This is a genomic window from Planctomycetota bacterium (assembly GCA_035574235.1).
In the GTDB taxonomy this organism is placed as follows: Bacteria; Planctomycetota; MHYJ01; order MHYJ01; family JACPRB01; genus DATLZA01.
In genome coordinates this window covers 1-11,496 of record DATLZA010000087.1, presented here as the reverse complement: position 1 = coordinate 11,496, position 11,496 = coordinate 1, and the positions used below count along the sequence as shown (strand labels likewise).

At 69.7% G+C, this 11,496-nt stretch carries 8 protein-coding genes; 4 read left to right on the top strand and 4 right to left on the bottom strand.

Annotation, left to right across the window (positions count from 1 at the left end; genetic code table 11):
- The 4 genes from VNO22_07535 to VNO22_07520 form a co-directional block, all read left to right on the top strand.
- Positions 1-1,246, top strand: a 1,246-nt coding sequence (locus VNO22_07535) for a DUF1553 domain-containing protein (protein HXG61207.1), incomplete at its 5' end; no start/stop codon positions are given.
- Positions 1,247-1,251: 5 nt separating this feature from the next.
- On the top strand, positions 1,252-2,634 hold the full coding sequence (locus VNO22_07530) for a DUF1501 domain-containing protein (protein HXG61206.1): 1,383 nt from the start codon (positions 1,252-1,254) through the stop codon (positions 2,632-2,634).
- Positions 2,635-2,704: 70 nt separating this feature from the next.
- The gene (locus VNO22_07525; protein HXG61205.1) at positions 2,705-3,934 is read left to right on the top strand and encodes a CotH kinase family protein; all 1,230 of its coding nucleotides are present in this window, start codon (positions 2,705-2,707) and stop codon (positions 3,932-3,934) included.
- A 61-nt stretch (positions 3,935-3,995) separates the two neighbouring features.
- Positions 3,996-5,309: a hypothetical protein gene (locus VNO22_07520; GenBank protein HXG61204.1), complete on the top strand. Its 1,314-nt coding sequence runs from the start codon at positions 3,996-3,998 to the stop codon at positions 5,307-5,309.
- Positions 5,310-5,323: 14 nt separating this feature from the next.
- Here the strand turns inward: VNO22_07520 and VNO22_07515 are convergent, their stop codons facing one another.
- The 4 genes from VNO22_07515 to VNO22_07500 all read right to left on the bottom strand — a co-directional run.
- Entirely contained in the window at positions 5,324-8,545 is a 3,222-nt protein-coding gene (locus VNO22_07515; GenBank protein ID HXG61203.1) for a PVC-type heme-binding CxxCH protein, read from the bottom strand.
- Positions 8,542-9,648, bottom strand: a complete 1,107-nt coding sequence (locus VNO22_07510) for an SGNH/GDSL hydrolase family protein (GenBank protein ID HXG61202.1) — start codon at positions 9,646-9,648, stop codon at positions 8,542-8,544. The genes VNO22_07515 and VNO22_07510 overlap by 4 nt, the downstream gene beginning before the upstream one ends.
- A gap of 16 nt (positions 9,649-9,664) precedes the next feature.
- Positions 9,665-10,264 (bottom strand): hypothetical protein, encoded by a 600-nt coding sequence (locus VNO22_07505; protein ID HXG61201.1) that lies wholly within the window; start codon positions 10,262-10,264, stop codon positions 9,665-9,667.
- A gap of 97 nt (positions 10,265-10,361) precedes the next feature.
- Positions 10,362-11,496, bottom strand: a 1,135-nt coding sequence (locus VNO22_07500) for a hypothetical protein (protein ID HXG61200.1), incomplete at its 5' end; no start/stop codon positions are given.

Sequence of the window (11,496 nt, the reverse complement as noted above, 5' to 3'; positions counted from 1 at the left end):
CGACCCCGTTCTGGCGAAGCGTTTCAACGATCTGGCGGCCGCCGAGGCGCGGGTCCGGGCGGAGCTGGCGCGCCTCGAGGCGGAGCGGGCGGCGCTCGTGGCCGAGGCGGAGCGGTCCCGCCGCGTCGCGGAAGCCCGGCGGCGGCTGGAGGAGCTGCGCGGGGCGATCAAGGAAGCTCAGAAGAAGCGCGAGGAGTACGCCAAGGCGATGCCGGTGGTCGAGTCGGCCTACGCGGTGGCCGAAGGGACCAAGCCCGGAAACGCGAAGGTCCATCTGAGGGGCGATCCGAAGACGCTGGGCCCGGAGGTGCCGCGGCGGTTTCTCTCGGTGCTCGGGGGTCAGGAGCTGCCCTCGGGATACGCGGGAAGCGGGCGGCTGCCGCTGGCCGAGTGGATCGCGGATCCGCGCAATCCGCTGACGTGGCGGGTGATGGCCAACCGCGTCTGGCAGTATCATTTCGGGCGGGGCATCGTGGCGACGCCGAGCGACTTCGGCGTGCGGGGCCAGGCGCCCAGCCATCCGGAGCTTCTGGACTGGCTGACGCGGCGGTTCCTGGAGAGCGGCGGCTCGGTGAAGGCGCTGCACCGGCTGATTCTTCTGTCGCGCACCTACCGGATGTCCAGCCGGGCCGACGCGGCGGCGCTCCGGGTCGATCCGCAGAACGTGTATCTCTGGAGGTTCCCGAGGCGCCGTCTCGAGGCGGAGGCGATCCGGGACGCTCTGATGGCGGTGGCCGGAACGCTCGACCGGACGCCGGGGGGACCCCATCCGTTCCCGCCTCAGAGCACGTGGTCCTTCACCCAGCATCGACCGTTCATCGCGGTGTACGAGACCGCCAAGCGGAGCGTCTACGTCATGACGCAGCGGATCCGGCGGCATCCGTTCTTCGGGCTCTTCGACGGACCGGACACGAACGCCTCGACCGCGGTGCGCACGGAAAGCACGACGCCGCTTCAGGGGCTCTTCCTGCTGAACGACCCCTTCGTGCACGAGCAGGCGCGGGCCTTCGCCGCGCGGCTGCGGCGCGAGCGCGGGGAGGAGGCGGAGCGGATCGAGCGGGCGTATCTTCTGGCGTTCGGCCGGCCGCCCTCCTCGAAGGAGCGGGAGGCGGGGCGCTCCTACCTGGCCGCGGTGCGGGAGCGTCTCGGCGCGGCCGGCGTACCCGAGGACCGCCGCGAAACGGAGGCGTGGGAGAGTTACGCGCGGGTCCTGTTCCGGCTCAACGAGTTTATTTACGTGGATTGACCCTGATGGAACGCCTTGACCGTTGTGGCTGCACCCGGCGCGACGTCCTGCGGTCCCTGGTGGGCGGATCGATCCTGCTGCCCGGGATCCTGGGGGAGCTTCTGGCCGAAGGGGCCTCGGATCCCCTGGCGCCGAAGCCGCCGCACTTTCCGGCGCGGGCCAAGCGGGTGATCTTTCTTTTCATGACGGGCGGAGTCTCGCATCTCGAGACCTTCGACTACAAGCCGGCGCTGTTCGATCTGGACGGAAAGACCGTCCGGCTGGGGCCGCACGCCAAAGACGCCCGCAACCTGCTGAAGCCCTTCTGGCCGTTCCGGCCCGGCGGGTCGTGCGGAACGATGGTGAGCGATCTCTTCCCCCACATCCGGGAGTGCATGGACGACATCTGCGTGATCCGCACGATGCGGTCGGATCACAGCGACCATTTCCAGTCCACGCTGGGGATTCACACGGGGTCCGTTTCCGTCGCGCGCCCGAGCCTCGGTTCCTGGGTGAGCTACGGGCTGGGGACGATGAACCGGAACCTGCCGTCCTTCGTCGTGATCGCGCCCCAGCTTCCGTACGCGGGAACCCAGGTGTTCTCGAACGACTTCCTGCCCGCCTACCATCAGGGCGTCCGGGTGGTGCCGGGTCCGGAGCCGATTCCGGATCTGCACCGGCGGACGCCGTGGGCGGAGATCCAGGAGATGGAGCTGGGCCTGGCGCACGCGTTCGACCGGGAGCACCTGGCCGGCCGGGACGGGGACCTGGCGCTGGCGGCCCGCATCAAGTCCTTCGAAACGGCCTTCGCCATGCAGATGGAGGTGCCGGAGGCGTTCGATCTCTCCAAGGAATCCGACGAGACCCTGCGCCTGTACGGCCTGGAGCGCGGGAAAATGGAGGGCTTCGCCTGGCAGTGCCTGGTGGCCCGCCGCCTGGCCGAGCGCGGGGTGCGGTTCATCGAGCTCATCGACGTGGGAGCCTCCAACAACTGGGACGCCCATTCCGACATGGCCACGCACGAGCCGCTGGCGCGGAACGTCGACAAGCCCATCGCGGGGCTCCTCAAGGATCTGAAGCGCCGCGGCATGCTGGACGAGACGCTCGTGGTCTGGACCACCGAGTTCGGGCGCACGCCGCACAAGGACGGTCCGAAAGGGCGCAGCCACCACGGGCGGGCCTTCTCCTCCTGGATGGCCGGCGGCGGCGTCAAGGGCGGTCTTGTCTGGGGCGAGACCGACGAGATCGGCGCCAACATCGTCCGGGACGAGGTCCACGTCCACGACTTCCACGCGACGATCCTGCATCTTCTCGGGATGGACCACACGCGCCTGACCTACCGGCACGCCGGCCGCGATTTCCGCCTGACCGACGTCCACGGGAACGTGGTCCGGGGCATTCTGGCGTAACCTTCCGCCCCTTCGCGGGTCATTCGCTGCGCGAGGCGCCTTTTTCCTGCCGAACGCGGGAGGTTTCGAAATGCAGCGCGGCCTGAGGCCCGTGGCGGCGGCGGTCTTCCTTCTGGCGGCCTGCGGAGACGGGGACGAGGGCCGGCCCACGGCCGCCCTGGGAGGACCCGAGCCTCCCCCGGCCGCGTCCGATCCGTCCCGCTCCGTCTTCGACGAAAGCGAGCTCAACGATTTCCACCTGACGCTTGCGCCGGACGATTGGGAATCGATCCTCCAGGATACCAGAGGCGACACGTACCGGACCGCCACCCTGAGATGGAAGGACGTCACCCTCTCCCCGGTCGGCGTCCGACCCAGCGGAGCTTCCTCCCGCTATCCGGGCAACCCGAAGATGTCCTTGCGTTTCGACTTCAACGTCTTCGTGCCCGGCCGGAAGTTCATGGGTCTCAAGAGCCTGAAGCTCGACGGGCTCCGCGAGACCACCATGATGCGGGACAGCCTCTCCTACGGGGTGTTCCGCGCGTTCCTGCCCGCCACGCCCCGCGCCGCGTACTGCCGCCTTTTCGTCAACGGCGAGTATCGCGGCGTCTATATGGCCGAAGAGCGGGTGACGGGGGATCTCATCCGCCACCGCTACGGCGGCGAAGACGGAAATCTCTATCGATTGCGCGTGGATCGCCCGGAGGCGTTCGCGTACCGCGGCGCCGATCCGTCGCTCTATCTCCCCGAGCCCTGGGAACCCGAAACGAATGAGCAGGACGGAGACCATTCCGTGATTCCCCGCTTTCTGGACATCCTCAATCACCGGCCCTCGGAGCTCGGGTCCGTCTGCGATCTCGAAAACGTGACGCTCTATCTGGCCCTCGAGGCGGTGGTGATCAGCCGGGACGGTCTCCTGAGGGACGCCGGGCCTCCGCACAACGTTCACGTGTACCATCGGCCGGCGACCGGCCGGTTCGAGCTGATCCCGTGGGACCTGGATCAGACCTGGGCGGGCGCCGAGGTGACCCGGGACATCTTCCACAACTTCGGCAACACCCGACTCGCGGCGGTCGTCCGCGACACCCCGACCCTGCGCGCGCTCTACATGAGCAAGATCGCCTTCGTTCTCGACCGCGAAGCGCACCCGGACCGCGTGGCCGCCCGGATCGACGCTCAATATGCCCGGATCCGCCGGGCCGTCTACGAGGATCCGTACAAGCCCATCACGAACGCGCAATTCGACGGCTACCCGGACTACCTCAAGCGGGTCGCCCGGAAGCGGGCCGCGTTTCTCCGGACGCAGGTGTCCGGACCGTGATCGAGGCCCCGAGCGCCGGAATCGCGGCGTAGTAATATCGGACGCGCGGTTCGGAGGCCCGATGATTCCCCTCGCGCTGGCCCTCTGCCTTCTCCAGGATCCGGTCTCCCTCAAGGCCGGCTTCGCCGAAGAGGACATCACGCCCGAACCCGGGACCCGGAAATGCGGCTGGAACAGCCTCGTCTACGGCCGGCGGGTGCTCGATCCGCTTTTCGCCCGCGCGGCCGTCTTCGAGTCCGGCGGCGGCCGCGCGGGTTTCATCGCCCTCGACGTCCTCTTCGTCCACCGCGACACGACGGCGGAGATCCGCCGGCGCGTTCAGGAGCGGACGGGCTTTCCCGCGGAAGCTCTCCTCGTGGCCGCCACGCACAACCATGCCGGACCGGCCGTCGAGGCCGACCTCTATCCGCGCGAGGATGCCTACGTCGAGCGGATGATCGACCGCGCGGCGGAGGCCTTCGTCCGCGCCTGGCAGGGTCGCCGCGAGGCCGAAATCGGGCTGGCCGGCGTCTTCGAGTGGAACGTGGCGTACAACCGGCGGGTTCTTTACCGCAACGGAACGGTCCGCTGCCACGGCTCGTTCCGCGATCCCGACGCCCTGGCCTTCGAAGGTCCCGTGGATCCGGAGGTGGCGGTTCTGGCGGCGCGATCGAAGGAGGGGGCGCCTCTCGGCGCGATCGTCAACTTCGCCTGCCATCCCTGCCACCACGGGGGCGACGACGCGTTCAGCGCCGGCTATCCCGGCCAGCTCGCCCTCGCCCTGAAGGAAAAAGGCTGGCCCGTCGCGCTTTTTCTCCAGGGAGCCGCCGGAAATCTGCACCACAACGACCCTTCCGGCGTGAACAAGGAAAAGACGATGGCCGAGTGCGGCCGGGTTCTGGCCTCGGCGGCGGAAAAGGCGATCGGACTTATGAAGTTCCGTCCCGCCGCGCGCCTGTCCGCCCGGAGCCGCACGATCGAGCTGCCCTACCGCGCCTACACCGAGGCGGATCTTCGAGGCACCGCGCGGGGCGCCCAGCGCTTCGGCGAGCCCGGCTTCTACGATAAGACGATGCCGGCCCTCCTCGAAGAGATCCGCCGGAAAAACGGGAAGGAACCGGCCGAGGTCCAGGCCCTCTTTCTCGACGAGTTCGCCTACGTCGCCGTCCCCGCCGAATACTTCGTGGAGTACGGCCTTCGGATCAAGGAGGAAACATATCCCGTGCGCACGCGGGTCGTCGGTTACGCCAACGGCATGGTGGGGTACGTTCCCCACCGGGAGGCGTTCCGGCGCGGCGGCTACGAAGTCACGTTCGGCATCCGGAGCAAGCTTGCGCCGGAGGCCGGAGACCTCCTGGCGGAGACCGCGATCGAGCTGGTCAAGTCGAGGAAGTGAACGCGACGGAGCGGCTATTTGCCGCACACGATCCGAAGGCGGCCGGGCGATCCCGGGGCCTCCTCGATTTCGCACCGCAGGGGCAATCCCTTCCGCGCCGCGCCGTCCACCCCGAAGGTCAGAGCGTGCGGACCCGCGCCCAGCTCCAGCTCGAATTCCTCGCGCGGCGCGAGCGGGCGGTCGTCCACCGCGGGGGAGAGGCCCGCGGCCGAATTGAGCCGCACGCGGAATGTTCCCGGCGTGGTGACCTCGATTTCGGCCCGGGCCGCCGAAACGCCCTCGAGCGGCAGGTTCCCGGAGACGCGGCTGTAGGCGGGAATCCAGGCCGGCGACGCCCCTTCGCGCACGCGCCATCGGCGCACGACCGGAGCCACGCCGGCGGCGAAGGGCCCCGGTTTGCCCAGCTCCGAGAGGAACCGCACGAGATCCAGGAACTCGGCGTCCGTCAGGAGGTCCGCCAGGCCCGAGGGCATGACCGAACCGATCGGCTTCATCGCCTCGATCTTGCCGCGCGGAAGGACGATCTCGTCCCGCGCGGGGTCCCGCAGGACCACGCCTCCGTCGGGCAAACGGCGAAGAACGACCCCGCTCAGAACGTCCCCGGAGGTCGTCAGGACCTGGAGCGAGGCGTAGCCTTCCTTCTGTTTCTTCTCGGGCAGAAGAACGGATTCCACGATGTAGTCGAGCGGCGCGCTCGCCCCGAGGCTCAGAAGGTCCGGCCCCACGTTGCCCCCGGCGCCCGCGATCGCGTGGCACTGGACGCACCCGAGCTCCCGCCGCCGATAGACGTCCTCTCCGCGCGCGGGGTCGCCCCTGGCCAGGACGTCGGCCATGAGCGCCTTCATCTCCTCGGGGGACCGTTCGCGGCTGCGGGATCCGAGGCCCACGGCCGTGCGGAAGACCTCCGCCAGGGCCGGCGCCTGGCCGCCGGCCTCATAGATCGCCCGAAGCCCCAGGCGCGCGGCGTCCGCGGGGATCCTGGAAGGATCGAGCGCCGCGGCGAGCGCTTCGGCTCCCCCCTTGCGGGACAGGAAGGCGGGGACGAGGTCGAGCGGCGCCGCGGCCAGGATCTGCGCGGCGGGCCCGGCGGCGGCCTGGACGTCGAGCGCCGCCAGCCCCAGGACTCCGAGGACGCGCGCGCCTTCCGGGCCGTCGGGAGCGGCCAGCCGCCGGAAGAACTCCACGCTCGCGGGGCCGCCGAGCGCGACGAGGCCCTCGACCGCCGCCCGGCTTCCGGCCCGGGCGCGGCGCTCCAGCTCGGGCCGCAGCGCCTCGAGCTTCCAGGCCCCGGCCAGGACGAGAGACGCTTCGACCGAGTCGAAATGCTCGCGGACGCGCCCGAGATCCCCCGCGGGGCGCGCCCCGCGCTCCCGCGCCGCCCGCGCCAGATGCTCGAACACGCGGGGACGCAGCGCCGCGTCCTGGAGCTCAAAGAGCGTCCGAAGTTCCTCCGGCCCCCCCGAGGCGGCCAGGAACTCGACGACTCCCTCGCGGCCGTGCACGATCCGCCCCTCGCGCAAATGGCGCGCCAGCGTCGGAAGCGCCGACGTCGCGCGCGCCGCCTGGAGGGCGAACTGGAGCCGCCGCGCGTCGCCTCCGAAGGAAATCCGGCCCGCTTCGAAGGCCGGAACCCACCGATCCCGCGTCTCGCGGGCCAGAAGCCAGAGCGCGTAGTCCAGGAAGCGGTCGACCGGGAAGTCGAACGCCCGGAAGGCCGCTTCGATCGCCCGCTCGGAGGGAATCTCCTGAAGCGCACGGACCGCCTCCAGGCGCACGCGGGGATGGTCGTCCGCCGCGCGCTCCTCGAGCAGCGCCAGGGCGTCGGGAACCCGGCGATGAACGTGGGCCAGGACGCGGACGGCCGCCGCGCGGGCGCGCGGGTCCCGCGCCCGCAGAAGGCGCCGCAGGAGATCGGGCTCGACCGATCCGAGGGTCTCCTGGAGCCAAAGCCCTTCGAGGAGATCGTGTTCGTCGGAGAGCGTGCGGATCCAGGCGGTCAGGACGGGCAGGACCTCGGCCGGCCCGCGCTCGGCCAGCTCCCGCCGGGCCATGTGGCGCGTCCAGTCTTCGGGCGCCTTGAGGTGTTCGAGGAGTTCGGGGACGGGCGCGCCGTGGAGGCGGGGCCGGGGCACGAGGGGGCGGCCCTTGAAGCTCAGGCGCCAGATCCGCCCGCGGGTCTTGTCGCGGCGGGGATCGCGGAAGCTCACCTCGCCGTGGTTGATGATGGGGTTGTACCAGTCCGCCACGTAAAGCGCGCCGTCCGGCCCCATCCGCACGTCCACGGGACGGAACGCGGGGTCGGTGGAGGAGAGAAGGTCGCCGAGCGGCTTGGCGAAGTATCCCGCTCCGTCGTCGCCGATCGCGAACCGCACGATGCGGTGCGCCCGGAAGTCGTTGGCGACGATGTTGCCGCGCCAGTCCTCCGGGACGTGGCGTCCGCTGAGGATCTCGTGGCCGCAGTACTTGGGATGTCCCGGGTTGAGCCCCGGAAAGGGACGCTCCGCGCCGGGGAAGTGCACGAAGGTGGCTCCGGGGAGCAGATAGTGGATGCCGTCGAAGCCCGCGCCGTCGGTGCCGAAGGACTGTCCCCAGGCGTCGAACGTGTGGCCCCAGGGATTGCACATGCCGCGGACGAAGACGTCCAGTTCGTACGTGTCCGGCCGGAAGCGCCAGATGCCGGCCCCGCCGAGGCGGCGCGGACCGTGGGGGGTTTCGACGTGGCTGTGGATGTAGATCGACTGATTGAAGTAGAGCGCGCCGTCGGGGCCCCAGCGGAAGGTGTGGATGATGTGGTGCGTGTCCTCCGTGCCGAAGCCCGAAAGGAGGATGCGCCGGCGGTCCGCGCGGCCGTCGCCGTCGGTGTCCGCCAGATGGAGAAGCTCGGTGGAGTTCGCCACATACGCTCCGCCGCGGCCGGGCTCGACCCCGGTGGGGATGAAGAGACCCTCGGCGAAGACGTGCGAGCGGTCCGCGCGGCCGTCGCCGTCGGAATCCTCCAGGACCACGATCTTGTCGTCCGGGGTCTGGCCGGGGAGGATCTGCGGATAGACGGTCGACGTCGCCACCCAGAGGCGCCCCCGGGGATCCCAGTTCATCTGAATCGGCTTGGCCACGAGCGGGTCGGCCGCGAAAAGCGTCACCTCCCAGCCTTCGGCGACCTTGAAGGAGCGGCGTTCCTGTTCGGGATCGGGTTCCTGCGGCGCCTGCAGGAGCAGAGCCAGAAGCGCCGCGATCACGGCCGAACCTCCAGGACGTACGCCGGCGGGGCGGACGCGAGGATCGCGGCGATGTCCCGTTCTTTGGCCTCGACCACGGGGTCGAAGCGCGGGATCTCGGGGGCCAGGTGGCCCTGTTCGCGCTTGCGGAACCCGAAGATGTAGGTTTCGTTCTGCGGGCGCCACCGATTGAAGTAGTGGAAGTTCTTCAGGCGGATCGCCTCGCGGAGGCGCTCGAAGCGTTCGACCTCCGGGCCGTGATCGATCTCCACGCCGCGCGCCCACTCCTCGGCGGTCGCGGACGCCGCGGGAACGCCGTCCACGCGGAGCTCGTACCGGCCGGGGCGGAGGCCTTCGATCCGGAGGCGGGACCGGCCGCCGGGGAGCGCCTCGCGGCGGGCGGCCCGCGAGGCGCCCTCGAGCGTCACGGAGACCTCGGAGGGGACCGGCCCGAGGCCCAGCGCCCGGAGGATCGTCTCGGCGGCGCGGCGATATCCTCGGTCGGTGAGGTGGATGCCGTTGTCCGTCAGGGGGCCTTCGCCCGGCCCGGGCGCCAGGCCGTCGAAAAGGTCGATGAAGCCGAGCCGTCGCTTTTCGGCGGCCTGCCGGAGCGCGTCGCCGTAGAGCCGAAGCCGGCGGTTGTGTTCCTCCGGATCCGGAAGCGGCGGCCCGAGGTTTTCATGCCGGATCGGGGAGACGAGAAAGACGGCCCGCGGACCGAGTCCGGTCACGGCGTCCAGAAGGCGCTCCAGGCCTTTGCGGAACTCCGGAAGGCCGGGTTCTCCGTCGAACGACTCGTTCATGCCGTAGGCGAGGAAGAGCACGGTCGGCTGGAGTTCCGAGAGGTGGCGGACCAGGGCGCGGAAGCCGTCCTCGGGGGTTCCGAATCCCGCGCGGGCGTGACCGAAGACCGTATCCCCGCTCCAGCCGAGGTTGCGGAAGAGGATCCGGCGTCCGGCGAACCGTTCGGTCAGGAACGCCTCGAGGTAGTTGTGGTGGAGATCGCGCTCCACGAAGGCGTTTCCCACGAAGACGACGCGGTCGCCCTCGAGGAGTTCGAAGGGGCCGGCCGGGCCCGGGGCGGACCCGGCCGGCAGGAGGATCAGGAGAAGGACCTTCCGCACCGGGGCTCCGGAAGTTTCATTTCTGCGGCTCCTCGAGCTTCTTGGCCGCCAGCTGCAGTTCCTTGAGAATGGCGGCGGGGGCGGCGGCGGTGAGCCGCTTGAATTCCTTCGGGGGCGTGGATCGCGGGTCCAGCAGGAGGAGCGTCGGCGCCGAGGTCACTTTGAACGTCTTGGCCTCCTCCGAGTCTTTCTTGAATTCGACCTTCGCGTAAGAGCACTTGGCGATTTCGGCCTCGACCGACGGCTCCGAAAGCGCCTTGAGCATGGCTTGCGAAGGGCCCTTGCCGTCCGTGAAGAAGAGCACGGTCAGGTAGGGCCCGGTCTTGCCGTTTTCGACGGCGTCCTTCGCGCTCGGCAGGCTTTCGGGCTCCAGGGGCAGGTGGGCGTCTTCCTTGACGTTGCCCGCGTAGGCCGCGGGGTTTTTCTTCCACTTGTCCACGCAGTCCGTGCAGCAAAGTCCGATCGTCTTACCGTTATAGGTCACGGTGATGGCTGGGTCGATCCGGACATCCGGCTTGACGGGGCACTTCCGGTTGACGGCCTTCTTGCCCGCCTGAGCCCAGGCCAGTCCCGCCAGAACGGCCAGGGCGGCCACGACGGTCAATGCCTTTTTCATAATGCCCGCTCCTCCTTAATCCGGGGAATTTCCTGAACGGTCAGCCTGACCGATAGGTTATACGCTCCCCGGGGCGGGCGTGTGGACCTCCGTCCTCTCACTGAGGCTGGGCGGCCGCCTTGAGAGCGGTGACCGGTTTTCCGTCCTTGGCCAGGAAGCGGGCGCACGCCGCGGTGGGGCCGCCGCCGTTGATGACCGCGCCCATCAGGACGTTGGCTCCCTTGCGCAGGGACACCGGACGCGAGCGGTCCTGGTCCTTCCCCACGGCGCGACCCGAGTAGACCCGGATGACTTCTTCGCCGTTGAGCCACCAGACGGCGCTGTCGTCGGATCCGGTGGCCAGGGTCAGCTCGGAGAGGTCCTGGTCGGCCACGACGTAGCTCAGGACGATGTGCATGGAGTTCTCGGGGGCGCCGAAGTCCACGAAGTAGTCGCCGATGTCGGAGACGTCCCACTTCATCTCCTGGCCGGCCACGGTGGCGTTCTGCAGGGGTTTGGGCCGGGCTTCCTTGGGGTTGGGCATCCACGGCTGGGCGAAGAAACCCTTCTGGCCTTCCTCGCTGTGATTGGAGGCGCCGGGCCCGAGCGGGATGGGGCCCAGGACGAGCCAGCGGGATACGAACCCCTCGGCGTTCACCGGCACGGGGCCCGCCGGGGGCGGAGCGTTGGGATCGCGCTTGCGGAAGGAGGCCGGAAGTTCTTCGGGTTTGACGGGCTGGCCCCAGACGGGCAGGGCGGCCACGTCCTGGCGGGAGATGGGCGGGATCTTGGGATCGGGGGCGGGGGGCTTGACCTTGCCGGCCAGGATGTCGCCGACGAGCTTGATGAATTCGTCGGCGGGGCCGACGTAGGTGCGGTTGCAGCGGATCTCGATGTGGGTGAAGGTCCACCAGGCCTTCTCGGGGGGCTGGCCGTCGGCGTAGAGCTGCATGAAGAAGCGGTTGACGTAGAGTTCGGCGCGGCCGCCGCCGTCGAAGAAGAAGAGGGCGGGGGCGCCGGGGACCAGATGCCGGAAGACGGCGTCGGGGTGCCATTCCTGACCGGCGCCGATGTTGAGGCGCAGGACGGGGTAGGCGCACTTGCCCTTGAGGGAGCGCAGGATCTTGACCTGGGCGGTCTTGGTCTTGGGGTCGGCCGATTCGAGGACGCCCTCGGCGATGACCTGGGATTCGTTCATGAACTGCTGCAGCGGATAGAGCGCTTCGATGTACGCGTGCGCCGCCGCGGGGGCG